The organism is Streptomyces roseofulvus, assembly GCF_039534915.1.
In the GTDB taxonomy this organism is placed as follows: domain Bacteria; phylum Actinomycetota; class Actinomycetes; order Streptomycetales; family Streptomycetaceae; genus Streptomyces; species Streptomyces roseofulvus.
Genome location: NZ_BAAAWE010000001.1, coordinates 4,402,866 through 4,428,990 on the forward strand (window position 1 = coordinate 4,402,866; position 26,125 = coordinate 4,428,990).

A 26,125-nucleotide genomic window follows, 5' to 3' on the forward strand; every position below is an offset into this window, starting at 1 on the left:
CGGGGCTTTTCTGCGTTCTAGGCCGGCTTCACCAGGTGGGTGTCGTAGGCCAGGATGACCGCCTGGACGCGGTCCCTCGCTCCGGTCTTGGCCAGGATGCGGCCGACGTGGGTCTTCACCGTGGATTCCGCGAGGTGCAGGCGTTCGGCGATCTCCGTGTTGGTCCAGCCTTGGCCGATGACCGTGAGGATCTCGCGTTCGCGCTCCGTCAGGGCGGTCAGGCGGGGGTCCTCCGGGGCGGGGGTGCCGGCGGCGGGCAGGTGGTGGATGTAGGTGTCGAGGAGGCGGCGGGTGAGGCTGGGCGCGACGACCGCGTCGCCGACGGCGACCGCGCGGACGCCGGCCAGGAGTTCCTCCGGCTGGGCGTCCTTCACCAGGAAGCCGCTCGCGCCGGCGCGGAGGCCGTCGTAGGCGTACTCGTCGAGGTCGAACGTCGTGATGATGAGGACGCGGGTGCGGGCGCCCGCGGCGATGATGCGGCGGGTGGCCTCGATGCCGTCCAGGCCCGGCATGCGGATGTCCATCAGGACCACGTCGGGATGGTGGGCGGCGACCTGGCGGACGGCCTCGGTGCCGTTGGCGGCTTCTCCGACGACCGTCATGTCGTCCTGGCTCTCCAGGAGCATGCGGAAGCCGAAGCGCTGCATCGGCTGGTCGTCGGCGATCAGAACCGTCGTCACGGGCGGTGTTCCTCCGGAGTGGTGGGGATGCGGAGCCGTACCTGCCAGCCGGCGCCGTCCGGCAGGGGGCCGGAGTCGAGTGTGCCGTCGTACAGGGCCGCGCGCTCGCGCATTCCGGTGAGGCCCTGGCCCTGCCCGGGGGCGGCGGACGGGGTTCCGGTGTCCGTGACGGTGACGAGGAGGGCGTCCGGGGCGGCCGCCACGCGGACGGTGGCGCTCGCCCCCGGGCCCGCGTGCTTGAGGGTGTTCGTCAGGGACTCCTGGATCACCCGGTAGACGGTCAGCTGGGCGCCCGGCGGCAGCGGCGGCAGCGGGGCCGGCAGCTCCGCGGCGACGGGCAGGCCCGCCTTCCGTACGCCCTCCAGGAGGGACTCCAGGTCCTCCAGGGTCGGCTGGGGGGTGCGGGCCGCGGCGGACGGGGCGTCGTCGGGGGCGGACAGGACGCCCAGCAGGCGCCGGAGTTCGTCCAGGGCCTGGCGGCTCGTGGTGCCGATCGCGTCCAGGGCCTGCGCGGCCCGCTCGGGGCTCTTCGCCGCCGCGTACCGGCCGCCGTCCGCGAGGCCGGTGATGACCGAGAGGTTGTGGCCGATGATGTCGTGCATCTCGCGGGCGATCCGCGCCCGTTCGGCCGCGGCCGCCAGCCGGACCTCCTGGTCCCGCTCGATCTCCAGCCGACGGGCCCGGTCCACCAGGCTCGCGGTGTGGTCGCGGCGGGAGCGGACCGTGATGCCGAGCAGGGCGACGATCACGTACGCCCACAGGATCGGGACCACGTGCTGGTCCCACTCGTCGCCGTCGAAGCGGAGGCCGCCGACCAGCACCGGCGGTACCAGGAGGGCGAAGGCCCCCAGGAGGCGGCGCGGCGGGCGGGTCAGGGCGATGTGGAAGAGCGGCAGCGCCTGGAGGAACGCGGCCTGGAGGAAGGCGCCCGACGCCTCGCTGACGAGGGCCGCCGGCGCCATCAGGGCGAGGACCGTGGTGGGCCGGCGGCGGCGCGCGTACAGGGGGAGGGAGAGGGCCAGGCTGAGGAGGACGATCAGGCCGGAGGGGAGCGAGGGGTCCCGGGCCACGTTCCGCCAGCCGCCCGCCGCGTCCACCAGGGCGGCGGTCGTCCAGCCGAGCGTCAGCAGGCCGTCCCAGAGCCAGGGGCGGGCCGCGTCCACCGCCCGGACGCGGGCGGTGAGTTGCTGTGTCCACCGGCTGGGTGCCGTCGTCTCCGTCGTCACGTCGTCATCATCCCCGTCCTCGGGCCCGCCCTCAGCCCCGCACGTCCTGGCGTCGGAGCAGCAGCGCGGGAACCGCGAGGGCCGCCGCGGCCCACAGGGCGAGGGCGAGCAGGGCCGCCCCGGCGGAGGGGGCGTCCGGGAGCGGCGTCGCCGAGCCGAGGACGCCGGCGGCCTGGGTGGGGAAGTAGCGCAGGGCGGTGTCGACGGCGTCGTACGGGAGCATCCCGATGACCTCGGGGAGGACCAGGACGCCGCCGATGAAGGCGCCGAGCGCGCCGGGCACCGAGCGGAGCGCGGCGCCCAGGCCGAGGGCGAGGAGCGCGAGCAGGGTGAGGCCGGCCGCGTTGCCGGCGAGGGCGCCGAGGACGCCGTCGTCGGTGAGGGAGGCGGCCTGGTCGGTGCCGCCGAGGAAGACCTGGGCGGTGAGGAAGGTCGTCAGGTTGGTGGCCAGGCAGAGGACGAAGACGGTGGCGGCGAGGACCGCGGCCTTCGCCCCCAGCACCGGGAGCCGCCGGGGGACGGCGGTGAAGGTGGCCCGGGCGAGACCGGAGGAGTACTCGCCGGCGGTGACCAGGATGCCGAGGACGGCGAGGCAGACGCCGCCCAGCTGCGAGCCGAAGAGGGTGAGGACGACGGTGTCGACGTCCGAGTCGCCGCCGTCGGAGGTGTACGTGGTGCCCATCAGGACGCCGACCCCGAGGACCAGGGCGACCGAGGTCAGGAGCGTGATCCAGGTCGAGCGGAGCGTCCACAGCTTGTGCCACTCGGAGCGGAGCACGCGCGCGTGCGTGAGGCGGACGGCGGCGGTGGTGCCGGTGGCGGTGGTCACGCGGGGGCTCCCTGGTACTCGACGGAGTCGTGGGTGAGGTCCATGAACGCCTGCTCCAGGGAGGCGGTCTCGGGGGTGAGGGCGTGGAGTTCGACGGCGTGGGCGGCGGCGATCCGGCCGATCGCGGGCGCGTCCAGTCCCGTGACCCGGAGGGCGCCGGGGCCCTCGTCGGTGGTGCGGGCGGGTGCCGGGAGGAGGGCGCGGAGGCGGTCGGCGTCGGGGGAGACGACGAGGACGGAGGCGGCGCCCGCGTCCCGGACGAGGTCGGCGACGGTGGTGTCGGCGAGCAGCCGGCCCTTGCCGATGACGACGAGCCGGTCGGCGGTCAGGGCCATCTCGCTCATCAGGTGCGAGGAGACGAGGACCGTGCGGCCCTCGGCGGCCAGCTCCCTGAGGAGGGTGCGGACCCAGCGGACGCCCTCCGGGTCGAGGCCGTTGACGGGCTCGTCGAGGACGACGGCGGCCGGGTCGCCGAGGAGGGCGGCGGCGATGCCGAGGCGCTGCCCCATGCCGAGCGAGAAGCCCTTCACGCGGCGGCCGGCGACCTCGCTGAGGCCGGTGACGCCGAGGACGTGCTCGACGCGGGACTTCGGGATGCCGTGGGTGTGGGCGAGCGCCATGAGGTGGTGGAAGGCGGTGCGGCCCGGGTGGAAGGAGCGGGCGTCGAGGAGGGCGCCGACCTGGGTGAGCGGCGCCGGATGGGCGGCGTACGCGCGGCCGTCGACGGTCGCGGTGCCGGCGGTCGGGGCGTCGAGGCCGAGGATCATGCGCAGGGTGGTGGACTTGCCGGCGCCGTTGGGGCCGAGGAAGCCGGTGACGGTGCCGGGCCGGACGGTGAACGAGAGGTCCCGGAGGACGGTGCGGTCGCCGTACCGCTTGGTGAGTCGCTCTGCTCGGATCATGGTTCCGACGCTACGGAGCGGGCGGGCCGCGGGCGTCCGACCGTGGTCGGCAGCGGGCCGGGCGGTGTCGTACCGGGGTACCACGCACGTCCTCGAGCTGCGAATCTCCCTTGTGGGGGAGAGCGGTGGCGGGTGAGGATGCCGCATGAACCTCGAGATCCGCACCGTCCTGGCCGACGAGTGGGAGAAGGTGCGCGAGCTGCGGCTCGCCGCGCTTCGCGACCCCGTCGCGCACCTCGCCTTCCTGGAGACCCACGAGGACGCCGTCGCGCGTCCGGACGACTTCTGGAAGGAGCGGACGGCCAACGGCTCCACGACCGGCGCGGGGCGGATCCGGCAGTTCGTCGCCGAGGCGCCCGACGGGCGGTGGCTCGGTACGGTCACGGTGCTCGTCGAACGGCCCACGGACGAGGTGCGGTTCGGGGAGCCGGCGAAGGTCGACCAGACCCATCTGGTGGGCGTCTACGTGCGGCCCGAGGCGCGCGGCGGCGGCGTGATCGACGCGCTGTTCCGGGCGGCCGTGGAGTGGTCGTGGAGCGTGGCGGGCGTCGAGCGCGTCCGGCTGTACGTGCACGAGGAGAACGCCCGCGCCGCCGCCTTCTACCGCCGCTTCGGCTTCGTCCCGTCCGGCGAGCGGGTCCCGGTGCCGGGGGACACGGGCGCGTACGAGGTCGAGTACGAGCTGCTGCCGGCGTCGGCGGCCCGGACCGGCGGGCACGTGGTCCGGGCGATCCGCTCCGGCGAGTGGGAGCAGGTGCGCGAGCTGCGGCTGGCGGCGCTGCGGGACCCGCTGGCGCCGCTCGCCTTCGTGGAGTCGTACGAGGAGGCGGAGACACGTCCGGACGCCTTCTGGCAGGAGCGGGCCGAGGGCGGCTCGGAGGACCGGGGCGGCCGGATCCGGCAGTTCGTGGCGGAGGCGCCGGACGGGCGCTGGGCGGGCACGGTGACGTTGTTCGTGGAGCTGCCCGAGGACGGGAAGAGCCTGTTCGGCGACGAGGTGACGGTGCCGCAGGTCGACGTGGTGGGGGTGTACGTCCGTCCCGAGGCGCGCGGCGGCGGCCTGGTGGACGCGCTGTTCGAGACCGCCCTGGCGTGGGCGTGGGCGCGGGACGAGGGCATCGAGCGGGCGCGGTTGTACGTGCACGAGGAGAACGTCCGGGCGGCGGCCGCGTACCGGCGTCTCGGCTTCGTGGCGACCGGGGGCCGGGCGGACACGGTCGGCTCGGGCGAGCCGCACGACCTGGAGTACGTGCGGGAGCGGCCCGCCCGGCCTGGTCCGAAGGAGACGGCCTAGCGGAGGGAGCGCTCGGGCCAGCGGGTGCGGGCCTGTTCGGGGGAGCGCATCAGGGCCAGGGTGGGCAGGCCGCGGTTCGGGCCGTCGGTGAGCAGGGCCGGCAGCTGGGGGAGCGGGGCGACGGCGGCGACGTCGTCGAGGACCAGCGTCAGTGGTGGGTCGAGCCGACCGTCGGATGACCGTGCGGCCATGCGGCGGCCGTGCTCGACCACGTGCGACGCGAGCGCGGTGAGGAGGGGCATCGCGCCCGGGTGGGTGCGCGGATCCTCGATCGGCTCGCCCACCACGTAGAGGGTGCCCCCTTCGGCGAGGAAAGATGCCAGGGCCAGCGAATCCGTTCGATTCGGGGTGCACGCCTCGCGGATGTGGACGGAGGAGAAGGCGGAGAACGCGCGGGCCGTCAGTTCCTGGGCCAGGCGCCGGGTCTCGGGGTGGGCGGTGAGGGCCGCTTCGAGCAGGCCGGCGAGGCCGGAGGCGGCCTTGGGGTGGCCGCGGAGGATGCGTACCGGCTCGTGGGCGTCGGTGCCCTGGGCCCAGCGGTGGACCTGGCGGAACGGGCGGCCGTCCACGGCGGCGGCGTGCAGCCAGCAGCGCAGGAGCGTTTCGGCGGTGTCGGCCGTGGCCGCGTCGAGCCGCGCGTGCGGGCGGACCGGGGCGAGCAGCGCGGCGGCGCGGGCCTGGGCGGCGTCCGGGTCGGCGCACTCCTCGACCGGGGACCAGTGGAGGCGGGCCGGGGTGTCGCAGAGGTGGCCGGGGTCGTAGACGAGGACCGGGCCGAGCTTGCCGCGGACGTCCTTGGTGTCGGCCCAGACGGTGGGGTCGGATGTGACGACCAGGACGGGGCCCTCGGCGTCGCCCACGGCCTGGACGGCGAGGGGGCGGCGGGTCTCGGGCGGGCCGTAGACGGCGCCGGGTTCCGGTGCCGCTGCCGGCACCGGCGCGGGGGGCTCGGGCTGCCGCCGTGGCTGCCGCTGTGTCTGTTCCTGGGCGGTCTGCGGCGGGATCTGCGGCTCGGGGGCCGGTGCCGGTGCCGGGGTGTTCTGGAGGGGCTTCTGGAGGGGTACGGGGCCGGGCTCCGGGGCCGGGCCGGCCGGCGGCGCGTACGCCCCCGCCCTGCGTTGCGCGCGGACCGCCCGCCAGCGGGCGAAGGTGCCGAGGAGGAAGACGGCGAGGACGGCGAGGACCATCGCCTGGCCGATGACCAGGCCCCAGAAGAGGCCGTAGCCGGAGAGCTGGTCCGGCGGGGTGTCCGGCCAGGCCGCCGCGAGGTCGGTCGGGGCGGTGGCCAGGGCGCGGAGGGCCGGCGGGGTGCGGGTGAGCTCCACCCCGTCCGGCCAGGCGCCGTGCGCGAGCAGCCCCGCCAGGCCGGTCGCGGACCAGACGAGCAGGGAGGCGCCCAGGACCAGGGCGAAGAGCCCGATCAGGAACCCGTCGGAGACGCCGCCCTGCCTCTGCCGTGCCTCGGTCACGTCACGCCACCGTCGACCGGGGGTTGTCGTCCAGCTGGCGCTCCATCATCAGCGCGCGCTGCTCCGTCTCCCACTCCAGCTCCGGGTCGGCGGGGCCGGAGGACTCGGTCATGGCGCGGTCGGTGTAGACGAGCGGGCGTTCCCGTTCGGTGATGAGGTGCTTGACCACCTGCACGTTGCCGTTGACGTCCCAGACGGCGATGCCGGGGGTGAGGGTCGGGATGATCTCGACGGCCCAGCGGGGCAGGCCGAGGACCCGGCCGGTGTTGCGGGCCTCGTCGGCCTTCTGGGCGTAGACGGTCCGGGTCGACGCCATCTTGAGGATCGCCGCGGCCTCCTTGGCCGCCGCTCCGTCGACGACGTCGGAGAGGTGGTGGACGACCGCGACGAAGGACAGGCCGAGGCGGCGGCCGAACTTGAGCAGGCGCTGGAACAGCTGGGCCACGAAGGGGCTGTTGATGATGTGCCAGGCCTCCTCGACGAGGAAGATGCGCTTCTTCCGGTCGGGGCGGATCCAGGTGTGCTCCAGCCATACGCCGACGATCGCCATGAGGATGGGCATGGCGATGGAGTTGCGGTCGATGTGGGAGAGGTCGAAGACGATCAGGGGCGCGTCGAGGTCGATGCCGACCGTGGTCGGACCGTCGAACATGCCGCGCAGGTCGCCGTCGACGAGACGGTCGAGCACCAGGGCGACGTCCAGGCCCCAGGCCCGTACGTCGTCTATGTCGACGTTCATCGCCTCCGCCGACTCGGCCTCCGGGTGGCGCAGGCGCTCCACGATGTCGGTGAGGATCGGCTGGCGGTCGGTGATGTGCTCGTTGACGTGGGCGTGGGCGACCTTCAGCGCGAAGCCGGAGCGCTCGTCGAGGCCGTGCCCCATCGCCACCTCGATGATGGTGCGCAGCAGGGCGAGCTGGCCGGTGGTGGTGATGGCGGGGTCGAGCGGGTTGAGGCGGATCCCGGAGTCGTTGGCGACCATGGGGTCCAGGCGGATGGGGGTTATCCCCAGCTCCTGGGCGATCAGGTTCCACTCGCCGACGCCGTCCTCGCCCTGGGCGTCGAGGACGACGACCTGCCGGTCGCGGAAGCGGAGCTGGCGGAGCACGTACGTCTTCTCGAGCGCGGACTTGCCGTTGCCGGACTCGCCGAGGACGAGCCAGTGGGGGGCGGGGAGCTGCTGCCCGTACAGCTGGAAGGGGTCGTAGACGTAGCCCTTGCCGCTGTAGACCTCGCGGCCGATGATCACGCCGGAGTCGCCGAGGCCGGGGGCCGCGGTCGGCAGGTAGACGGCCTGGGCCTGCCCGGTGGAGGTGCGCACGGGCAGGCGGGTGGTCTCCACCTTGCCGAGGACGAAGGAGGTGAAGGCTTCGGTCAGGACGGACAGCGGATCTCGCATCGGTCGGTGCCCCTTCGGCCCTAGCGGCGGATGCCGGTCGCGAACGGCAGGGTGTTCACAAAGGCCCGGTGGTGCTCGCGGTCGCACCACTCCAGCTTGAGGTACGACTTGCCGGCGGAGGCCCTGATCGTGCGCTTGTCGCGGGCCAGGGCCTCGGGCGAGCGCGCCGATACGGTGATGTACCCGACGAGGTTGACGCCTGCCGCGCCGCTGGCGAGATCTTCACCCCGCTGGTCGAGCCGGCCGTGGGCGGCGATGTCGCGGGGGTCGACGGTGCGGTTCATCTTGGCCTGGCGGGACGCCTCGGCCTCGTCGTTGGTCTTCTCGGTGAGCATGCGCTCGATCGCGACCTCGGTGGGCTCCAGGTCCATGGTGACGGCGACGGTGCGGATGACGTCGGGGGTGTGGACGAGGAGCGGGGCGAGGAAGTTCACGCCGACCGGGGTCATGGGCCACTCCTTGACCCAGGCGGTGGCGTGGCACCAGGGGGCGCGGGTGGAGGACTCGCGGGTCTTGGCCTGGAGGTAGGTGGCCTCCATGGCGTCGAGTTCGGCGGGCCAAGCGTTTCGTTTCGTCATGGCCTGGATGTGGTCGATCGGGTGGTCCGGGTCGTACATGGAGTGGACCAGGGAGGCGAGCCGGGACTGGCCGAGGGGCTGGCGGACCCGGATGTCGGCCTCGGTGAGGCGGGCGCAGATGTCGGTGAGCTCGCGGGCCATGACGACGGCGAGGCCGCCGTCGCGGTCGAGGCGGCGGGCGCCGGTGGCGTGCCGGGCGGCGTGGGCCATGGCGTTGGCCTCGGCGGCGAGTTCGCGCGTGTAGTGCATGCAGGCGACGAGGTAGGCGCGGTGCTGCTCGCTGGAGGTGGAGACCATGGACTGGAGCTGGTCGTACGACTCCTGGAGCCAGGCGGGCGCGGTCGGGTCACCGCGCTGGGCGACGTCCTTGGCGTGGGCGTCGGGGTCGGCGGGGAGGGTGCGGGCCAGCATCTGGAGGCGGGTGACGAAGCCGTCGCCGTTCGCGACGTGCTTGAGGAGGGTGCCGAACCGGTCGACGAGGGCTTCCTGGTCCTCGGAGTCGCGAAGGCCGACGCCGGGGCCCTCGATCTCGATGGCGGCGGTGACGGTGCGGCGGTCGGCGTGCAGCAGGACGGCGATCTCGTCGGGGCCGAAGGGGGCGGAGAGCCAGCTGACGCGGCCGATGCCGGGCGGCGGGCCGACCTCGACCTCGCGGCCGTCGAGGCGGGTGCCGGCCTCGACGGCGGCGGAGCGGTAGGCGGTGCCGCGCTTGAGCATGCGCTTGTAGCTGCGGTTGATCTCGAACCACTTGTAGAAGGTGCGCTGCTTGTACGGGAGGTACACGGCGGCGATGGCGAGCATGGGCAGGCCGGCGAGGAGCGCGATCCGCAGGGGGAGGAGGGGGATGAGGAGCCCGCTCATCATGCCGAGGAAGGCGCCGGCGACGATCAGGGCGATCTCGCCGGTCTCGCGGTTCTTGCCGACGATCGCGTTCGGCCGGGCGCGGCCGATGAGATACGTGCGGCGGGGCGTGACCGGCTGGGACTGGGTCGTCAACGCCCTGCACCTCCAGAGTTCTTGCGGTTGCTGTGCGGGGTTCCCGCGGTGGGGCTGCTGCTGCGGGGCGGGGGCGTGGCGCCGTTGCCCTGGGGGGTGCGGCTGCTGTGGGCCGCGACGCCGCCGGAGAGCTGGTTCGCGGGGCGGGGGGCGGCGGAGGAGGGTGCCTGGCCGCCGCCGGTGCCGCTGTCGCGGGTGCTGTGGGTCTTGATGCCCTGGGAGACGAGGGAGGCGGGGGAGGAGATGACGGCCGCGGCCGCGTTCTCCCCGGCGCGGTGGAGGCGGTTGTTGCGGGAGGCGACGATCTCGTCGCCGAAGCCGGGCACGAAGCGGTAGATCATCGCGGAGGCGAAGATGGCGAGCAGGATGATCGCGAGGCCGGAGACGACGGCGGAGAAGGAGTCGGGTCCGGTGCCGGAGGAGAGGGCGCCGGCGAGGCCGAGGACGATCACGATGATCGGCTTGACCAGGATGACGGCGATCATGATGCCGGCCCAGCGGCGGACGTGGCCCCACATGTTCTTGTCGACGAGGCCGGAGTAGACGACGACGCCGAGGAGGGCGCCGACGTAGAGGAGCACGGCGCGGAGGAAGAGCTCCAGGTAGAGCACGCCGGCGGCGAGGACGGTGACCAGGCTGACGATGATCAGCATGATCGGTCCGCCGCTGATGCTGTCGCCCTTCTGGAGGGCCTGCTTGAACGCGCCGAAGAAGACGTCGGTCTGCTGCCCGGTGCCGGAGGCGATGACCTCGGTGACGGCGTCGGTGGCGTTGACGACGGTGTAGAGGATCAGCGGGGTGAAGGCGGAGGCGAGGACGGTCAGCCAGAGGAAGCCGATGGCCTCGGAGAAGGCGGTGGTGAGCGGCACGCCGCGCATGGCGCGCTTGGCGACGGCGAGCAGCCAGAGGAGGAGGGTGAGGAAGGTGGCGGCGGCGAAGACGACGGCGTACCGGGCGAGGAACTCGGTGTTCGTGAAGTCGACCTCGGCGGTCTCCTTCACGGCCTTGGAGAGGTAGTCGATCACCGCGCCGGCGGCGTCGGCGCACCCGCGTGCGAGGGAGGAAAGCGGGTCGAGGGCGGAGGCGGGGTCGTTGAGGGCGGGAGCGGATCCGTCTCCACCACCTCCGCCGGGGGCTCGGCCTTCGCAGAACTCCCTGGCTCGGTCGCGGAGCAGCGCGCAGGAGCTGTCGGCAGTCCGTGACGGAGACGGGGTGGGGGTGGGCGCCGCGAGGGCGCGGTCCGCGAGGACCACCAAGGCGGTCTGGGCCGCGGCCAGTACTGCGATGGCCCTGGCACCGAGGGAGAAAGGCCTACCGGGCATAGGTGAAGCCTCCGAACTGTTCGACGGCGTCCGCCATGTCCTGAGCGCTGGAGGCACGCTGGTCACGCGCGACCGGTACCGGTCCGTCAGTCTGGCGGGAGTCGACGACCTTCCAGTCGCCGTCGACCCAGCGCAGTTCGAACACGTCGGTGTACCAGGCCTCGGTGACCGGGTTCTGAGAGGCCTCGCCGGCGAGGCCGAAGAGGGACGAGGACCAGATCGAGACCGTGGCCCGGTCCGAGGAGTAGCTCTCGACCTTGGCACCTACCGGGGTGACTCGGGAGACGAAGGTGAGCCCCTGGGGAGCCGTGCCGTCCTCCTGGAGGCCGATGCGGCCGAGGAGCGCCTTGTCGCCGTATCCCTTGTCGAGGTCGGCGACGCGGGCGTCGACGACCTCGGGCGCGTACACCGCTCGTACCAGGGCCTCGCGGGGGCCCTTCTGGTACATGTCCGTGGAGCCGAGGGCCGTCGCGTAGTTGGCGGCGGCGCTCTGGGCGCCTTGTTCGTCGTGGGCGTAGCCGGTGGGGACGGTGCCGTCGTGGCCGGTGACCGGGCGGGTGCCGGTGGGGGCGGTGGCGGCCTTGCCGGGGGTGCCGGTGGAGGGGGACGTGCCTTCCGGCCCGCCGCCGCCGCGGTTGGCGAAGGCGATGGCGGCGACGAGCAGCACGACCACGCCCACGGCCATGAGCAGGGAGCGGGAGCCGCGGGCGGGGCGGCGGGTGCCGCCGTGGACGTCACCGGTGTTGCCCTCGGGCAGGCGGGTACGGGTCTGGCCCGAGCCGCCGTAGCCGTCGTGCTCGTCGCCGGGACTCATGCCGGGTACGCCCCCTCGTTCGTTCGTGGGTGGGACCGCAGGTGACGTGCGGTCAGATCGCCATTCCGTAGACGATGGTGAAGAGGGTTCCGAGGGAGCCGATGATGAAGACGCCGGTGAGGCCGGCGACGATCAGGCCCTTGCCCTGTTCGGCGCTGAAGGTGTCGCGGAGCGCGGTCGCGCCGATGCGCTGCTTGGCCGCGCCCCAGATGGCGATGCCGAGGCAGAGCAGGATGGCCACGGCCATCACGACCTCGATCATGATCTTCGCTTCGGCGCCCAGGCTCCCGAAAGGACCCCAGTTGGGGGCGATTCCACCGATGATGGTGGTGATGTCGCCCTTCTCGGCCGCCAGGTACATATAACTCACCGCCCCTGTCGGGTTGTTGGTCACCCCTGCCGGACGGCATGGGTCATCGCCACTATCTTCGCTGATGAAACCGCTCGCGTGTGACGGCTTGGCGGCTCTCTTTACCCGATCCCCGTACATGTGACCGGTTCGACCGTCTTGACCTGCGGCGGTTCGACCGGATTCCATGCGAAGAAGCGTATGGTCACTCTGTGTATCACGGAGGGTGACTCCGGGCAATGATTGTCGTTGTTGCACTCTTGGGGCCGCGTCGGGCACGCGCCGTCCCCAGGGGAGGGCGCCCCGCCTAGACTGGCGTCCCGGGGCGTACTGCCAGGAGCCGAGGGGTGGTTGACGGTGCGTAGGGCGGGCAAGGCGTGGCTGCTGGGCGGCGGGGCCTTCGGGGTCTGCGTCGGCTTCCTGGCCCTGTTGCTGGTCGGTACGTACGCGGCGGCGGCCGGCTTCCTCGGCGGCGCGGGCTCGGCGGCGACCGGCACGGTGGCGCTGGCCAAGGGCGCGGTGCCGACGGCGTACCAGGGCCTCGTCCAGCGCTGGGGCAATCTCTGCCCGGCCATCAACCCGGCGCTCCTCGCGGCGCAGCTGTACCAGGAGAGCGGCTGGAACCCGCGCGCGGTGTCGCCGGCGAACGCCCGGGGCATCGCGCAGTTCATCCCCGGCACCTGGGCCAGCCACGGCGTCGACGGCGACGGCGACGGCGACAAGGACATCTGGGACCCGCAGGACGCGATCCCCTCGGCGGCCTCGTACGACTGCGCCCTGGCCGGATACGTGCGGAAGGTGCCCGGCGACCCGGCTAGCAACATGCTGGCCGCGTACAACGCGGGCGCCTACGCCGTCATCAAGTACCGGGGCGTCCCGCCGTACAGCGAGACGCAGAACTACGTGCGGATCATCCGGTCCCTGGAGAAGAGCTTCGCCCGCCCGCAGGGCCGGGTGGCGCCCTCGCAGCAGGCGGCCGGCGCGATCCACTTCGCGCAGAGCAAGCTGGGCACGCCCTATCTGTGGGGCGGGACCGGTACGGCGGCGCAGGGCGGGCGGTTCGACTGCTCGGGGCTGACCCAGGCTGCGTACCGTGAGGTGGGGATCGAGCTGCCGCGCGTGGCGAACGACCAGTACAACGCCGGTCCGCACCCGCGCCGCGACGAGCTGCTCCCCGGTGACCTGGTCTTCTTCTCCGACGACCTGACGAACTCTCGGGCGATCCGGCACGTGGGCATCTACGTGGGCGGCGGCTACATGATCGACGCGCCGCGGACGGGCGCGGTGATCCGCTTCACCCGGATCGACACGCCCGACTACTTCGGCGCGACCCGCGTCACCAAGGACGGGGCCGCCGCCCTGCCCACCCGTCCCGCCGGGGCCCAGGCGTGATCTGACGGACCGACTGGCCGGAACTCTCCGTCAGGTACAGGCCCTGAGCTGCGAGGGAGCGTCACTCTTCGGTAACGTCATCATGATCCACGGGGGATTGCGGAACGCCTGCCTCAGCGGGTTCGTTCCCCACCATGTCCGACCACGGGGGTTGGCAGCCCGGCACACCACAGAGCCCGGCACACGAGAGAGCAAGGGGCCGCGGCAGATGGCTGAACTCGCGTCGGACGGTTCCAGTCCCGATGTCGGCCTGCTGTACGACATCAACGGGCTGGCCAAGGACGCCCCCGCCTGGTTCGACCGGGTCATGGAGTTCACCGGCGAGTACGGGATCATGCTCGCGATGGTCCTCGTGGTGCTCTGGTGCTGGTGGAGCGTCCGCCGCCGCGGCACCCCGGCGGACTCCGTCACCGCCGTCGCCGCCCTCGTCTGGGCCCCGCTCGCGGCCGGCGTCGCCCTCCTGGTGAACATCCCCATCCGCGGCTTCGTCGAACGCCCCCGCCCATTCGTGGACCACGACGGCCTGGAGGTCCTGGTCGACGGGAAGACCGACTACTCCTTCGTCAGCGACCACGCCACCATGGCGATGGCGATCGCCGTCGCCGTCTTCGTCGCCCACCGCCGCTTCGGCCTGGCCGCCATCGGCCTCGCCCTCGCCGAGGGCTTCGCCCGCGTCTACATGGGCGTCCACTACCCGACCGACGTCGTCGGCGGCCTCGCCCTCGGTACGGCCGTGGCGCTGCTCCTCGCCCCGCTGACCCTGGCGCTGCTGACCCCGCTGGTCTCCGCCGTCGCGCGCTCGCGCCGCGGCGGGTGGCTGGTCCGCTCCCGCCGGGCCGACGCCCCCGCCGCCGTCCGCCCCGAGACGGTCGGCATCCCGGAACCCCGCCTCGGCGGCCCCGCCGACGACGGCCGCGACGAGAAGGGCCTCGCCGCCTAGGTCGTTTCTTTCGGATCAGGCCGGATCAGGGAGCGGCGTCTGGTGCGTGCGCTCGCAAGGCGGAGGAGGGAGCCGACGCGGAGCGTCGGCGACCGACGACAACGCCGCGAGGGTGCGTGCCAGGCGTCGCGAGCCCGGCATGATCCGGAAGAGACGGCCTAGGGCCGTCCCTGGGCTCGTGCGTCCCGGTCGTCGGTCGCGCCGATGTGGTCGGCGGCGTCGGTGCGGGCGCGGTCGCGGGAGCGGCGGGCCGGTCCCGCCCACCCGCAGGTGCAGCGGGCCACGGCGAAGGAACCGCGCTCCGTCGTCGTCGTGTGGTGCGGGCCGGTCGCGGACTGCTCATGCACGCCCCCACCGTACTGCGCGTGACGGCTCGCCCGTGCCGTCGTTATCCGCATCGGGAATCCAGGCTTTTGGGGGTCGACGGGCGATGGTGGTGCAGCGGTACGGGCGTCCGCGCGGGATCGGCGGCGGAGCGCTCGCCGTCACCGCGTCCCTGGTCGCCGCGGCGGTCACCGGTTGTGCCGCCCCCCAGGACCCCGAGCAGCCGCCGGACCCGGCCGGCGCCGTGCGGGGCGCCGCCGACGCCCTGGTCCGCGCCGGCACCTCCAAGGCGTCGACCGCGATGGAGATGGCCGCCGGCGGCACCCGCGTCACCATCCGCGGCGAGGGCGGTTACGACTTCCGCAGCCGCACCGGACGGCTCCGCGTGGTCCTCCCCAAGGACGCGGCCGGCACCAGCGCGCACCGGCCGATCACCGAGCTGCTCACCCCCGGCGCCCTCTACATGAAGAACCGCGGCGCCGGCGTCCCCGCCGACAAGTGGGTGCGGGTCGACACCACCACCCTCGACGACGGCAACCTGGTCACCGGTGGGGCCACCGACCCGGGCGCGGCGGCCGAGCTGCTGCGCGGGGCGCGGGACGTCACGTACGTGGGGGAGACCGAGCTCGCGGGGGTGCGGGTGCGGCACTACCGGGGCGTCGCCGACATCGGCGCGGCGGCGAAGCTGGCCGCGCCGCAGCTGCGGGGCGCGCTCGCCGCGGCGGCGAAAGGGTTCACCACGGACGCGGTGCCCTTCGACGCGTACCTCGACGGCGAGGGCCGGCTGCGCAAGGTCCGCCACCAGTTCAGCTTCAGCAACCAGGGGCGCACGGTCGCCGTCGCCTCGACGACCCTGCTGTACGGCTTCGGGACCCGGGTGACGGTGACTCTGCCGGACGGGCGGGACATCTACGCCGGGAAGGTCGACGTCTGACGCCCGCCGGACCCGGCGCGTGGTTCGGACCATCGCCAAATGGTCCGTCCGTGTCATGCGCGGTCCGTGGCGCGATCCCTACGCTGGGACACCGACTCCGGCAGGAAGAGGTGAATGCGCGTGGCTCCCCCCGGTACCGCGACAGCGACCGCTGACCCCGACCGCGTCGCCCTTGCCGAGATAGAGCTGTGCGGCGAGCTGATCATCGCCGCCTCGGCAGCGGACGGGGAGCGGCTCAGCGCCGACCTGATCGACGAGGTCCTCCGGGTCGAACCGGCCGGCCGATAGCCCGCCGGCCGCTCAGGTGCGGAGCATCCGGCCGATCGCCTTGGTGGCCTCCTCGACCTTGGCGTCGAGGTCGCCGCCGCTGCTCGCCGCGTCGGCCACGCAGTGCCGCAGGTGCTCCTCCAGAAGCTGGAGGGCGAAGGACTGCAGCGCCTTCGTGGAGGCCGAGACCTGGGTGAGTATGTCGATGCAGTAGACGTCCTCGTCGACCATCCGCTGGAGACCTCGGATCTGGCCCTCGATCCGCCGCAGCCGCTTGAGGTGCTCGTCCTTCTGCTTGTGGTAGCCGTGCACCCCGTGGGCGTGGTCGGCCGGCTCGACGGTTTCGACGGCCTGGGGGGTGACCTGGTCCGCCTCGGTGGTCGTCATCGCGTCCTCCCGTTGTCCAGATAAGGGGGTGTATACCCCTCGTGGGTATATGGTACCGATCCCCGCCGTTTGGGGGGCGGGGGTCTCGTGCAGATCACTGTGCCTGATGGGCGACACTGAGAGGACGCCGGTTAGCCGTGGCCGGATGATGCGCCTAGCATCAGCCTGACCGAAACCCAGCACCCCGAGGACCTCACGTGCGATTTCGTCTGACCCCCAGGGAGACGAGCTTCTACGACATGTTCGCCGCCTCCGCGGACAACATCGTCACGGGCTCGAAGCTCCTGATGGAACTGCTCGGAGCGGACGTCTCCGCCCGGGCCGAGATCGCGGAGCGGATGCGGGCAGCGGAGCACGCCGGCGACGACGCCACCCACGCGATCTTCCACCAGCTGAACTCCTCCTTCATCACGCCGTTCGACCGTGAGGACATCTACTCCCTCGCGTCGTCCCTCGACGACATCATGGACTTCATGGAGGAGGCCGTCGACCTGGTCGTCCTCTACAACATCGAGGAACTGCCCAAGGGCGTCGAGCAGCAGATCGAGGTCCTGGCCCGGGCGGCCGAGCTGACCGCCGAGGCGATGCCGAACCTGCGCACGATGGCCAACCTCACCGAGTACTGGATCGAGGTCAACCGGCTGGAGAACCAGGCCGACCAGATCCACCGCAAGCTGCTCGCCCACCTCTTCAACGGCAAGTACGACGCCATCGAGGTGCTGAAGCTGAAGCAGGTCGTGGATGTGCTGGAGGAGGCGGCCGACGCCTTCGAGCACGTGGCGAACACGGTGGAGACCATCGCGGTCAAGGAGTCCTGAGCTTCGTGGACACCTTCGCCCTGATCGTGACCATCGGCGTCGCGCTCGGCTTCACGTATACGAACGGCTTCCACGACTCGGCCAACGCGATCGCCACCTCGGTGTCGACGCGGGCGCTGACCCCGCGCGCGGCGCTCGCGATGGCGGCGGTCATGAACCTCGCCGGTGCCTTCATGGGCAGCGGGGTCGCCAAGACGGTCTCCGAGGGGCTCATCGAGACGCCGACCGGCGACAAGGGGATGGGCATCCTCTTCGCCGCGCTCGTCGGCGCGATCATCTGGAACCTGATCACCTGGTACTTCGGTCTGCCGTCCTCCTCCTCGCACGCCCTGTTCGGCGGCATGGTGGGCGCGGCGCTGGCCGGTGGCACCGAGGTGCTGTGGGGCGGCGTCCTGGACAAGGTCGTCATCCCGATGTTCATCTCGCCGGTCGTCGGCCTGCTCGCCGGTTACCTGGTCATGTGCGCGATCATGTGGATCTTCCGCAAGGCCAACCCGCACAAGGCCAAGCGCGGCTTCCGCATCGCGCAGACGGTGTCGGCGGCCGGCATGGCGCTCGGCCACGGTCTCCAGGACGCCCAGAAGACGATGGGCATCGTGGTGATGGCGCTGGTCATCGCGGACGTGCAGCAGCAGGGCGACGAGATCCCGATCTGGGTGAAGATCGCCTGCGCCGTGATGCTCTCGCTGGGTACGTACGCGGGCGGCTGGCGCATCATGCGGACGCTGGGCCGCAAGATCATCGAGCTGGACCCGCCGCAGGGCTTCGCGGCGGAGACGACCGGCGCGTCGATCATGTTCGGCTCGGCGTTCCTCTTCCACGCGCCGATCTCGACGACGCACGTCATCACCTCCGCGATCATGGGCGTCGGCGCGACGAAGCGGGTCAACGCGGTCCGCTGGGGCGTCGCCAAGAACATCATCCTCGGCTGGTTCATCACCATGCCGGCGGCGGCGATCGTCGCGGCGTTGAGCTTCTACGTGGTGCAGCTGTTCTTCGGCTGACGAGCGGTGCCGGTCGGCATTGCCGGGGCTCCGGGGGTCGTCTCCCGGGGGATGCAGCATCACCGTGCCGGCGGCGGCGATCGTCGCGGCGCTGAGCTTCTCCGTGATGCAGCTGTTCTTCGGCTGACGGACGTGGCCGGAAATGGTCGGGCCCGGCTCCCCTGGGGGGAGCCGGGCCCTTTCGTCTAGCGGTGGCACCGCCATGCAGCACCGCAGACGCGGTTGCCCGGCGCCGTGCGCGAGGTGGGCCGGGGGCGATGTGGTCGCCCCCGGCGGCCTGTGCACACGGGCGGGACGTCCTGGTTATCCGAAGCGGCCGGAGATGTAGTCCTCGGTCGCCTGGACGCTCGGGTTGGAGAAGATGCGCTCGGTGTCGTCCAGCTCGATGAGCTTGCCGGGCTGGCCGACGGCCGCCAGGTTGAAGAAGGCGGTGCGGTCCGAGACGCGGGCGGCCTGCTGCATGTTGTGCGTCACGATGACGATCGTGAAGCGCTCCTTCAGCTCGCCGATCAGGTCCTCGATCGCGAGGGTCGAGATCGGGTCGAGGGCCGAGCAGGGCTCGTCCATCAGCAGGACGTCCGGCTCGACCGCGATGGCGCGGGCGATGCACAGGCGCTGCTGCTGGCCGCCGGAGAGGCCGGAGCCCGGCTTGTTGAGGCGGTCCTTGACCTCGTTCCACAGGTTCGCGCCCTTGAGGGAGCGCTCCACGATGTCGGACAGCTCGGACTTCTTGTAGGAGCCGTTCAGCCGCAGGCCCGCCGCCACGTTGTCGAAGATCGACATGGTGGGGAAGGGGTTGGGGCGCTGGAACACCATGCCGACGGTGCGGCGGACCGCGACCGGGTCGACGCCGGAGCCGTACAGGTTCTCGTCGTCCAGCATCACCTTGCCCTCGACGCGGCCGCCGGGGGTGACCTCGTGCATGCGGTTCAGGGTGCGCAGGAAGGTGGACTTGCCGCAGCCGGAGGGGCCGATGAAGGCCGTCACGGAGCGGGGCTCGACGGTCATGGAGATGTCGTCGATCGCCTTGTGGGCGCCGTAGTAGGCGGAGAGGCCGCTGACGTCGATTCGCTTGGCCATAACTAGTTCACTTCCGTTCGGCTCAGCGGCCGGTCTTCGGGGCCTTCCAGCGGGCGATGCCGCGGGCCACCAGGTTGAGGATCATGACGAAGGCGATCAGGACGAGCGCGGCGGCCCAGGCGCGGGCCACGGCGGCGTCGGTGCCGACCGCGTACTGCTCGTACACGTAGAGCGGCAGCGAGGACTGGGCGCCTTCGAAGGGGTTCGGGTTGATGAGCTTCGTACCGAACACGAGGAGCAGGACGGGGGCCGTCTCACCGGTGATGCGGGCGACCGCGAGCATGACGCCCGTGGTGATGCCGCCGATCGCGGTCGGGAGGACCACCTTCAGGATCGTGCGCCACTTCGGGACACCGAGGGCGAGGCTGGCCTCGCGGAGCTCGTTCGGGACGAGCTTGAGCATCTCCTCGGTGGAGCGGACGACGACCGGCATCATCAGGATGGCGAGGGCCATCGCACCGGCGAACCCGGAGGGGCCGAAGCCCAGCATCAGGGTCCAGGTGGAGAGGATGAAGAGGCCGGCGACGATCGACGGGATGCCCGTCATGACGTCGACGAAGAAGGTGACGGCCTTGGCGAGCTTCCCGGTGCCGTACTCGACCAGGTAGACCGCGGTGAGCAGTCCGATCGGCGCGGCGATCAGGGTGGCGATGCCGACCTGCTCCAGGGTGCCGAGGAGGGCGTGGTAGACGCCGCCGCCGGCCTCGGCGTCGAGGACGCCGTTCATGGAGTGGGTGAGGAAGTACATGTCGAGCACTTCCACGCCCTTGCTGATCGTGACCCAGGCCAGCGAGAGCAGCGGGATCACGGCGAGGACGAAGCAGACCCAGACGAGGCTGGTGGCGACGCGGTCCTTGGCCTGACGGGCGCCTTCCACCTTGGTGGTGACGGCGTAGGTGATCAGGACGAAGAGGAGCGCGGAGACCAGGCCCCACTGCACCTTGCTGTGCCAGCCGGCGGCGAGGCCGATGCCGACGCCGGCGGCGACGGAGCCGGCCGCGACGGCGAGCGGGGTCCAGCGCGGGAGGCGGGCGTGGGAGAGGGGGCCGCGGGGCTTGGTGAACGCGACGGGGCGTTCCTGGACGGCGTGGCTCATGCGTTGGCCCCCGAGTACTCCTTGCGGCGGGCGATGATCATGCGCGCGGCGCCGTTGACCAGCAGGGTGATGACGAAGAGGACGAGACCGGAGGCGATCAGGGCGTCCCGGCCGAACTCGTTGGCCTCGTTGAACTTCGCGGCGATGTTCTGGGCGAAGGTGCCGCCGCCCGGGTCGAGCAGGTGGCCCGAGAGCAGGAAGCTGGGCGAGAGGACCACGGCGACGGCCATGGTCTCGCCGAGCGCGCGGCCGAGGCCCAGCATGGAGGCGGAGATGATGCCGGAGCGGCCGAAGGGCAGCACCGCCATCCGGATGACCTCCCAGCGCGTGGCGCCGAGGGCGAGCGCGGCCTCCTCGTGCATCTTCGGGGCCTGGAGGAAGACCTCGCGGGTCACGTTGGTGATGATCGGGAGGATCATGATCGCCAGCAGGATGCCCACGGTGAAGAGGTTGCGGGCGACGCCGTCGGCGGACTTGTCGAAGATGTACGTCCAGCCCAGGTACTGGTCGAGCCACTGGTTGAGGCCGTCCAGGTACGGGACGAGGAAGATCGCGCCCCAGAGGCCGTAGATGATGCTGGGGACGGCGGCGAGCAGGTCGACGACGTAGGCGAGCGGCTTGGCCAGCTTGCGCGGCGCGTAGTGCGAGATGAAGAGCGCGATGCCGATCGCGACCGGCACGGCGATGACCATGGCGATGACCGAGGAGACGATCGTGCCGTAGGCCAGGACGGCGATGCCGAAGACCGGCGGGCTGCCGGCCGGGTTCCACTCGAAGGTGGTGAAGAAGTTGGCCTCGTCCTTCGAGATGGCGAGGACGGCCCGGTAGGTCAGGAAGACCGCGATCGCGGCCATGATGACGAGCAGGGTGATGCCGGAACCCTTGGAGAGGCCGCTGAAGATGCGGTCCCCGGGGCGGGCCGCGCTCCTGGCGCGCCTGCTCCTGTTCTTCTCTGTGACGGGTGGTGTCGTGGTAACCATCGGTTTCTCCGGTCTGCGGAGCCGTACGTCCGTACGGGCTCCTGGCGGCGGTGCACCGGATGCCGGGGGCGACCTCCTCCACGGGAGGTGAGGGGCCGCCCCCGGCCGGGGGTCAGGACAGGGTCGGGACGATCGCGCGGACCTTGGCCGCGATCTCGGCCGGCATGGGGGCGTAGTCGGCGTCGGCGAGGACCTTCTGGCCCTCCTCGCTGATGGCGTAGTTGAGGAACGCCTTCAGGGTCGGCAGGGTCTCCGCCTTGTTGCCCTTGTCGCAGGCGATCTCGTAGGTGACGAGGACCAGCGGGTAGGCGCCCTCGGCCTTGGTGGCGTAGTCGAGGGAGAGGGCCACGTCGCTGCCGGTGCCCTTGACCTTGGCGGCGGCGATGGCCTTGGAGGCGTTCTCGGTGGTCGCGGCGACCGGGGCGGAGGCGCCGGTGTTGATGCTGACCGTGGAGATCTTGTTGGCGGTCGCGTAGGAGAGCTCGAAGTAGCCGATGGAGCCCTCGGCGTCCTTGACCGCGGTGGCGACACCGGAGGAGCCGTTGGCGGCCTGGCCACCCTGGGCGGGCCACGACTTGGTCTTCGGGTCGTGCTTCCAGTCGGCCGGGGCGGCGGTGGAGAGGTACTTGCCCAGGTTCTGGGTGGTGCCGGACTCGTCCGAGCGGTGGAAGGCCTGGATCGTGCTGTCCGGGAGCTTGGCGCCCGGGTTCAGCTTGGCGATCGCCGGGTCGTTCCACTTGGTGATCTTGTTGTCGAAGATCTTGGCGAGGGTGGGGGCGTCCAGGACGAGGTTGTCCACGCCCTCCAGCTTGTAGCCGATGGCGATGGGGCCGCCGACCATGGGCAGGTTGACGCCGGTGCCGCCCTTGCAGATCTTCTTCGACTCGGCGACCTCCTCGTCCTTCAGGGCGGAGTCGGAGCCCGCGAAGGCGACCTGGCCCTGGTTGAACTTGGTGATGCCGCCGCCGGAGCCGATGGCCTGGTAGTTGACCTCGACACCCTCACAGGCCGCCTGGAAGTTCTTGACCCAGAGGTCCATGGCGTTCTTCTGCGCGCTGGAGCCCGCGGCGAGCAGCTGGCCCTTGGCGCCGTCGCACTTGATGTTCGAAGCGGCGGCCGACGTCTTCTCGCCGCCGCCCTTGGTGGGCTCGTTGTTGTTGTCCGAGCCACACGCCGACAGGACGAGCGCACCGGAGACGACGAGGGCACCGATCGCGGAGGCGCGAAGCCCGTTCTTGCGCGAAAGCTTCACTTTCGGGTGTTCCTTCCAGAAGCCGCCGGGCCCGGACCGGGTGTCCGTTGCGTCGAAGGCGGCGCGTGTCGGGTGGTGGGTGCATCGTCAGGCTCCGTGCACCCCGTAAGGCCGAAATTAGGCAGATCAGGTGAAGCCGCCAGCCGTGGAGAGTGAACGCGAGGTGAACCGTGCCGTAAGCCACGGTGCGGCCCGGCGCGCGGTGCCGCCCCGGGGGGCGACGGGGGCACGGGGTGCCGGGGCGGGACGACCTAGCGGGCGGCGCCGGGCTTGCGGGCCGGGGGCGCGCGCTCACCTGGGCGCTTCAGCGCCTCAGCGCCTCCACCGGCTGGACGCGCGCCGCCCGCCAGGCCGGGTACAGGCCGGCCAGCAGCCCCGTGAGCAGCCCGATCGCCGGCGCGGCCGCGACCGTGGCGGGGTGGACGACCGGGGTCCAGTCCCGGACCAGCGCCACCGTCACCGTCGTCAGCACGCCGAGCGACGTGCCGACCAGCCCGCCTAGCGCGCCGAGCGCGCCCGATTCGGCGAGGAACTGCGTCGTGATGTGCCGCCCCCGGGCGCCGAGCGCCCGCCGCAGACCGATTTCCGCGGTGCGTTCCAGAACCGCCACGAGCGTGGTGTTCGCGATGCCTACGGCACCGATCACGAGGCAGATCGCGGCGAGCACGAGGAAGAGCTGGCTCAGGTCTCCGCTCACGCTGCCGCGCAGGGCCCGTGGGTCCGGCGGGGGCACGGCCTTGAGGTACTCCGGGTGGTCGGGGCGCAACGCGGTGGGGACCTCGGCCGCTATCTGGCGGGCCGCGCCCAGGTCGGTCGCGATCAGCATGGCGGCGCCCTCGACCGGTGGGCCCCAGATCCGCTCGGCCGTGCGGTGCGGGACGACCACGGACAGCAGGAGGTCAGCCTTGCGTTCAGTGCCGCCGATGATGCCGGCGACCGTGAACGGCTGGTCCCCGACGAACACCACCGGGCGCGTCTGCAGGGTGGAGATCCCCAGCCGGGAGGCGACACCGCGCCCGATGAGGGCGACCGGCTGCGCCCGGTCCGTCGCGAACTCGTCGTAGAGCCGGCCCTCGACAACCGTGACCGAGGCCGCCCGCAGCACCCCGGGGGACGCCGCGACCACCTCGGCGCGCTCCCCGTCCGCCGGCCCACCCGAGCTGCCCACCGGCGCCGACCGGACGGAGGTCGTCGGTGGCAGACGCACCGACCAGTACACCCCGGCGTGCCGTACGCCGGCGAGCCGCTGGACGCGCGCGTCGGCATCCTCTGGGAAGGCGGGGCCGGCGAACTCGTCCTGCTCCCGTGCCACGTCCTGGACGGTGACCTCCGTCGCCGTCAGGGCGTTGAAGCGCGTGTCGATCTGCGAGGACGCGGTGGCGGTCAGGCCCAGGATGGCCACGAAGGCGCCGACCCCGAGCACCGTCCCCAGGGCGGTGAGCACCGAGCGTGCCGGCCTCTGCACCATTCCTGCGAACGCCTCGGACAGCAGGTCCCGCCACCCGAACACCGAGGGTGGCACGACGGGCGTGCCGCGACGGATCACGCCCGTCCTCCCGTCGTGCGCGCCACGGCGGGGGCCACCTCGTCCAGGACCCCGTCGCGGATCGTGAGGACTCGGCTGCCGCGGGCCGCGACGTCCGGGTCATGGGTGATCACGACGATGGTCATCCCGTCCTCGTGCAGCTCCCTGAGCAGGGCCATGACGGAGGACGCGTTGGCCGAGTCGAGGTTTCCGGTCGGTTCGTCGCACAGCAGCAGGGAGGGGCGGGCGACGAGGGCCCGCGCGATGGCGACGCGCTGGCGTTCGCCGCCGGAGAGCGTGGTCGGGACGGAGTGGACCCTGTCCCCCAGCCCGACGCGTTCCAGCGCGGCGAGGGCGCGGTCGCCGCGTTCCTTGCGGGGCACACCGCCGTAGACGAGGGCGAGCGCGACGTTCTCCAGGGCGCTGCGGTGCGGCAGCAGGTGGAACGCCTGGAAGACGAAGCCGAGCCGGCGTCCGCGCAGGGCGGTCAGCTCCCTGTCCTTCAGCCCGCCCGTGTCGATGCCGTCGAGCAGGTACGTGCCGCTGGAGGGCTTGTCCAGCAGACCCAGGATGTTGAGGAAGCTGGACTTCCCGGAGCCGGAGGGTCCCACCACCGTGAGGAAGGAGCCCGGAGCCACGGTGAGGTGGCACGGCTTCAGCGCCTCGACCGGCGGGGGCCCGGGGTAGGTCAGGCCGACGTCCCGGAACTCGATCACCGGCGTGTGGTCGTCGTGCGGGAACGCCGGGGTGCCGTGCGTCATGGTCCGCCGCCGACCGTTCCCGTGGTGTCCTCCGGCGCGGCGTCGCGGGCGATCCCGGTGACGACCTCGTCGCCCGCGCGGAGCGGCGTACCGCCGAGGGGGGTCACGGCGACGTATCCGTCGCCGGTCGCGCCGGGGCGGACCTCGACCCGGCGCCGGTCGCGGGAGGCGGTGAGCACGGTGACCACCGTCCTCCCGTCGATCCCCGAACTGAGGGCGGTGATGGGCACCACGAGCGCCTTCGTCCCGGTGGACCCCGCCTCGATGGTGAGGCGTACGTCCTGTCCGGTGAGCCGTTCGTCCAGCGGCCGGTCCGGCACCACCTCCACCAGGTAACCGGATGCCTCGGGGCCGGTCTGCTGTCCGTCGGACTCGCCCTGTGGCGGTTCGGTGGGCGTGTCGGCGACGGACACGACCCGTGCCGAGGCGGTCACGCCGGTCAGTTCGGAGTGGATCTCGACCTTCTGCCGCGGGCGCAGCAGCCCCTTCTGGTAGGTGGGTACGTACGCCTGGACGAGCAGCCGGCCCGCCGAGACGGTGAGCGAGGTCTGCGCGGCCTCGCTGCCCACCTTCCCCCGTACGGCGTCGAGCCGGGCGGGAAAGCTGGTGAGGTAGACGACTTCACCGGCGGGAAGCATGGGGCCCGCGGCGGCCTCCGCCTCGGCGAGGGTCTCCTTGGCGGCGGCCAGGTCCTCGACCGCTCTGCGTACGATCCGGTCCGCGTCGTCCGCGGCGCTCTTCGGCCCGTCCGTGTGCGGGCCTTCGCCCCGGTTCCTGTCCGCGTCTTCCCCCGCGTTCTCGTCGGTGTCGTCGTCCCCGGTCGGGCCTGCGGCCGCCACCCGCGCGTCCTCCAGGGCGCGCTCGGCCTGCTTCACGGCTCCTCGGGCGGCCGTGAGGGCGGCGCCGTCGTCGTTCTGCGCGGGCAGGGGGGTGTAGCCGGTGTCCGTGTAGAGGGCGGCGAGGGCCGCCTGGGTGCCGGTGCCGAAGACGCCCTTCTCGTCCGGGCCGGTCGGGTGGCCGAGCAGCCCGAGCGCGGTCTGCAACTGGCGTACGTCGTCGCCCGACGCGCCCGGGCGAAGATCCCGGTACGAGGGCACCGAGCCCCGCAGGGCGATGACGGGGCGCCCGCTCACCTCGACGAGCACCTGGCCGTTGCGTATGGCCTCGCCCTGGCGCACCGGGAGCCGGGTCACGACCGGGCTCGTCGCACCCTCACCCGGGTTGACCTGGGGTTTGATCCGCAGCGACTGTTCGGCCGTCACCTGTCCGCGGGTGATGACGGAGGTGACGAGCACCCGGTGCTCGACCGGGGCGGTGAGCACGTCGGCCGGGGGCGGGCCCGCGTCCGCAGCCGCCTGCGCGGGTGACTTGACGGTGCCGGCGACCAGTACCCCGCCGACGGTCAGGGCCAGGGCCGTGCCGGCGACGGCCAGCGCCCAGCGCCGACGTCGTGCGGTGGCGCCGGCCCGGGCCGACGGGGCGATGCCCTCCCGGGGCTCGTTCACCC

At 72.3% G+C, this 26,125-nt stretch carries 25 protein-coding genes and 2 pseudogenes; 8 read left to right on the forward strand and 19 right to left on the reverse strand.

Going from position 1 to position 26,125, the window contains the following annotated elements; all coding sequences use genetic code 11:
• Positions 1-17: 17 nt before the first annotated feature.
• From ABFY03_RS20215 to ABFY03_RS20230, 4 genes are read right to left on the reverse strand one after another with little or no spacing between them, the layout of a single operon-like run.
• Complete coding sequence (locus ABFY03_RS20215; RefSeq protein WP_346170525.1) at positions 18-680, reverse strand: response regulator; 663 nt, start codon at positions 678-680, stop codon at positions 18-20.
• Complete coding sequence (locus ABFY03_RS20220; RefSeq protein ID WP_346170526.1) at positions 677-1,906, reverse strand: sensor histidine kinase; 1,230 nt, start codon at positions 1,904-1,906, stop codon at positions 677-679. Before ABFY03_RS20220 ends, ABFY03_RS20215 begins: the two co-directional genes overlap by 4 nt.
• A 31-nt stretch (positions 1,907-1,937) precedes the next feature.
• A complete protein-coding gene (locus ABFY03_RS20225; protein ID WP_346170527.1) occupies positions 1,938-2,735 on the reverse strand; it encodes an ABC transporter permease in 798 nt (265 codons plus the stop codon).
• Positions 2,732-3,637, reverse strand: a complete 906-nt coding sequence (locus ABFY03_RS20230; protein ID WP_346170528.1) for an ABC transporter ATP-binding protein — start codon at positions 3,635-3,637, stop codon at positions 2,732-2,734. The genes ABFY03_RS20225 and ABFY03_RS20230 overlap by 4 nt, the downstream gene beginning before the upstream one ends.
• A gap of 145 nt (positions 3,638-3,782) precedes the next feature.
• Between ABFY03_RS20230 and ABFY03_RS20235 the strand changes: the two are divergent.
• Positions 3,783-4,322, forward strand: a pseudogene (locus tag ABFY03_RS20235) (GNAT family N-acetyltransferase); the annotation flags it as partial.
• 147 nt (positions 4,323-4,469) lie between these two features.
• Positions 4,470-4,931 (forward strand): annotated as a pseudogene (locus tag ABFY03_RS20240) (GNAT family N-acetyltransferase); the annotation flags it as partial.
• On the opposite strand, the gene ABFY03_RS20245 reads toward ABFY03_RS20240, so the two are convergent.
• From ABFY03_RS20245 to ABFY03_RS20270, 6 genes are read right to left on the reverse strand one after another with little or no spacing between them, the layout of a single operon-like run.
• Positions 4,928-6,400, reverse strand: coding sequence for a type IV secretory system conjugative DNA transfer family protein (locus ABFY03_RS20245; RefSeq protein WP_346170529.1), 1,473 nt, complete (start codon positions 6,398-6,400; stop codon positions 4,928-4,930). The pseudogene ABFY03_RS20240 and the gene ABFY03_RS20245 sit on opposite strands and share 4 nt — an antisense overlap.
• A 1-nt stretch (position 6,401) precedes the next feature.
• On the reverse strand, positions 6,402-7,799 hold the full coding sequence (locus tag ABFY03_RS20250; protein WP_319012043.1) for an ATP-binding protein: 1,398 nt from the start codon (positions 7,797-7,799) through the stop codon (positions 6,402-6,404).
• Between the two features lie 20 nt (positions 7,800-7,819).
• Positions 7,820-9,373: an SCO6880 family protein gene (locus ABFY03_RS20255; protein ID WP_319012042.1), complete on the reverse strand. Its 1,554-nt coding sequence runs from the start codon at positions 9,371-9,373 to the stop codon at positions 7,820-7,822.
• Positions 9,370-10,695, reverse strand: coding sequence for a hypothetical protein (locus tag ABFY03_RS20260; RefSeq protein ID WP_346170530.1), 1,326 nt, complete (start codon positions 10,693-10,695; stop codon positions 9,370-9,372). The genes ABFY03_RS20255 and ABFY03_RS20260 overlap by 4 nt, the downstream gene beginning before the upstream one ends.
• The gene (locus ABFY03_RS20265; RefSeq protein ID WP_346170531.1) at positions 10,685-11,509 is read right to left on the reverse strand and encodes a DUF8175 domain-containg protein; all 825 of its coding nucleotides are present in this window, start codon (positions 11,507-11,509) and stop codon (positions 10,685-10,687) included. Before ABFY03_RS20265 ends, ABFY03_RS20260 begins: the two co-directional genes overlap by 11 nt.
• Before the next feature lie 52 nt (positions 11,510-11,561).
• A complete protein-coding gene (locus ABFY03_RS20270) occupies positions 11,562-11,870 on the reverse strand; it encodes a hypothetical protein (protein WP_030495498.1) in 309 nt (102 codons plus the stop codon).
• Between the two features lie 345 nt (positions 11,871-12,215).
• Between ABFY03_RS20270 and ABFY03_RS20275 the strand changes: the two genes are divergently transcribed.
• Together ABFY03_RS20275 and ABFY03_RS20280 are read left to right on the forward strand one after the other, a co-directional pair.
• Complete coding sequence (locus tag ABFY03_RS20275; protein ID WP_319012050.1) at positions 12,216-13,250, forward strand: C40 family peptidase; 1,035 nt, start codon at positions 12,216-12,218, stop codon at positions 13,248-13,250.
• 208 nt (positions 13,251-13,458) lie between these two features.
• Positions 13,459-14,190, forward strand: coding sequence for a phosphatase PAP2 family protein (locus ABFY03_RS20280; RefSeq protein ID WP_319012039.1), 732 nt, complete (start codon positions 13,459-13,461; stop codon positions 14,188-14,190).
• A 158-nt stretch (positions 14,191-14,348) separates the two neighbouring features.
• Here ABFY03_RS20280 and ABFY03_RS20285 read toward each other — a convergent pair whose 3' ends face one another.
• A complete protein-coding gene (locus ABFY03_RS20285) occupies positions 14,349-14,537 on the reverse strand; it encodes a hypothetical protein (RefSeq protein ID WP_319008852.1) in 189 nt (62 codons plus the stop codon).
• Between the two features lie 83 nt (positions 14,538-14,620).
• On the opposite strand from ABFY03_RS20285, the gene ABFY03_RS20290 reads away from it, so the two are divergent.
• Positions 14,621-15,448 (forward strand): SCO4651 family lipoprotein, encoded by an 828-nt coding sequence (locus tag ABFY03_RS20290; protein WP_319008853.1) that lies wholly within the window; start codon positions 14,621-14,623, stop codon positions 15,446-15,448.
• Positions 15,449-15,568: 120 nt separating this feature from the next.
• A complete protein-coding gene (locus tag ABFY03_RS20295) occupies positions 15,569-15,736 on the forward strand; it encodes a hypothetical protein (RefSeq protein WP_319008913.1) in 168 nt (55 codons plus the stop codon).
• 12 nt (positions 15,737-15,748) lie between these two features.
• Here ABFY03_RS20295 and ABFY03_RS20300 read toward each other — a convergent pair whose 3' ends face one another.
• A complete protein-coding gene (locus ABFY03_RS20300) occupies positions 15,749-16,102 on the reverse strand; it encodes a metal-sensitive transcriptional regulator (protein ID WP_319008854.1) in 354 nt (117 codons plus the stop codon).
• A gap of 197 nt (positions 16,103-16,299) precedes the next feature.
• Between ABFY03_RS20300 and ABFY03_RS20305 the strand changes: the two genes are divergently transcribed.
• Both ABFY03_RS20305 and ABFY03_RS20310 read left to right on the forward strand, forming a co-directional pair.
• Positions 16,300-16,920, forward strand: a complete 621-nt coding sequence (locus ABFY03_RS20305) for a DUF47 domain-containing protein (protein ID WP_189853119.1) — start codon at positions 16,300-16,302, stop codon at positions 16,918-16,920.
• Between the two features lie 5 nt (positions 16,921-16,925).
• Positions 16,926-17,924: an inorganic phosphate transporter gene (locus tag ABFY03_RS20310; RefSeq protein ID WP_319008855.1), complete on the forward strand. Its 999-nt coding sequence runs from the start codon at positions 16,926-16,928 to the stop codon at positions 17,922-17,924.
• Positions 17,925-18,227: 303 nt separating this feature from the next.
• On the opposite strand, the gene pstB is transcribed toward ABFY03_RS20310, so the two are convergent.
• The 7 genes from pstB to ABFY03_RS20345 form a co-directional block, all read right to left on the reverse strand.
• Positions 18,228-19,004, reverse strand: a complete 777-nt coding sequence (pstB, locus tag ABFY03_RS20315) for a phosphate ABC transporter ATP-binding protein PstB (RefSeq protein ID WP_319008856.1) — start codon at positions 19,002-19,004, stop codon at positions 18,228-18,230.
• 22 nt (positions 19,005-19,026) lie between these two features.
• A complete protein-coding gene (gene pstA, locus ABFY03_RS20320; protein ID WP_319008857.1) occupies positions 19,027-20,100 on the reverse strand; it encodes a phosphate ABC transporter permease PstA in 1,074 nt (357 codons plus the stop codon).
• Positions 20,097-21,080, reverse strand: coding sequence for a phosphate ABC transporter permease subunit PstC (gene pstC / locus ABFY03_RS20325; RefSeq protein WP_319008858.1), 984 nt, complete (start codon positions 21,078-21,080; stop codon positions 20,097-20,099). The genes pstA and pstC overlap by 4 nt, the downstream gene beginning before the upstream one ends.
• A 112-nt stretch (positions 21,081-21,192) precedes the next feature.
• Positions 21,193-22,332, reverse strand: coding sequence for a phosphate ABC transporter substrate-binding protein PstS (pstS, locus tag ABFY03_RS20330; RefSeq protein ID WP_319008859.1), 1,140 nt, complete (start codon positions 22,330-22,332; stop codon positions 21,193-21,195).
• Positions 22,333-22,636: 304 nt separating this feature from the next.
• The gene (locus ABFY03_RS20335; protein WP_346170532.1) at positions 22,637-23,878 is read right to left on the reverse strand and encodes an ABC transporter permease; all 1,242 of its coding nucleotides are present in this window, start codon (positions 23,876-23,878) and stop codon (positions 22,637-22,639) included.
• A complete protein-coding gene (locus ABFY03_RS20340) occupies positions 23,875-24,618 on the reverse strand; it encodes an ABC transporter ATP-binding protein (RefSeq protein WP_346170533.1) in 744 nt (247 codons plus the stop codon). The genes ABFY03_RS20335 and ABFY03_RS20340 overlap by 4 nt, the downstream gene beginning before the upstream one ends.
• A complete protein-coding gene (locus tag ABFY03_RS20345; RefSeq protein WP_346170534.1) occupies positions 24,615-26,123 on the reverse strand; it encodes an efflux RND transporter periplasmic adaptor subunit in 1,509 nt (502 codons plus the stop codon). The genes ABFY03_RS20340 and ABFY03_RS20345 overlap by 4 nt, the downstream gene beginning before the upstream one ends.
• Positions 26,124-26,125: the final 2 nt, after the last annotated feature.

Coding starts and splice junctions, on each gene's coding strand:
- ABFY03_RS20280 (WP_319012039.1), top strand. CDS start 13,459: ATGGCTGAACTCGCGTCGGACGGTTCCAGTCCCGATGTCGGCCTGCTG.
- pstA (WP_319008857.1), bottom strand. CDS start 20,100: ATGAGCCACGCCGTCCAGGAACGCCCCGTCGCGTTCACCAAGCCCCGC.
- ABFY03_RS20230 (WP_346170528.1), bottom strand. CDS start 3,637: ATGATCCGAGCAGAGCGACTCACCAAGCGGTACGGCGACCGCACCGTC.
- ABFY03_RS20290 (WP_319008853.1), top strand. CDS start 14,621: ATGGTGGTGCAGCGGTACGGGCGTCCGCGCGGGATCGGCGGCGGAGCG.
- ABFY03_RS20265 (WP_346170531.1), bottom strand. CDS start 11,509: ATGAGTCCCGGCGACGAGCACGACGGCTACGGCGGCTCGGGCCAGACC.
- ABFY03_RS20340 (WP_346170533.1), bottom strand. CDS start 24,618: ATGACGCACGGCACCCCGGCGTTCCCGCACGACGACCACACGCCGGTG.
- ABFY03_RS20250 (WP_319012043.1), bottom strand. CDS start 7,799: ATGCGAGATCCGCTGTCCGTCCTGACCGAAGCCTTCACCTCCTTCGTC.
- ABFY03_RS20300 (WP_319008854.1), bottom strand. CDS start 16,102: ATGACGACCACCGAGGCGGACCAGGTCACCCCCCAGGCCGTCGAAACC.
- ABFY03_RS20270 (WP_030495498.1), bottom strand. CDS start 11,870: ATGTACCTGGCGGCCGAGAAGGGCGACATCACCACCATCATCGGTGGA.
- pstC (WP_319008858.1), bottom strand. CDS start 21,080: ATGGTTACCACGACACCACCCGTCACAGAGAAGAACAGGAGCAGGCGC.
- pstB (WP_319008856.1), bottom strand. CDS start 19,004: ATGGCCAAGCGAATCGACGTCAGCGGCCTCTCCGCCTACTACGGCGCC.
- ABFY03_RS20260 (WP_346170530.1), bottom strand. CDS start 10,695: ATGCCCGGTAGGCCTTTCTCCCTCGGTGCCAGGGCCATCGCAGTACTG.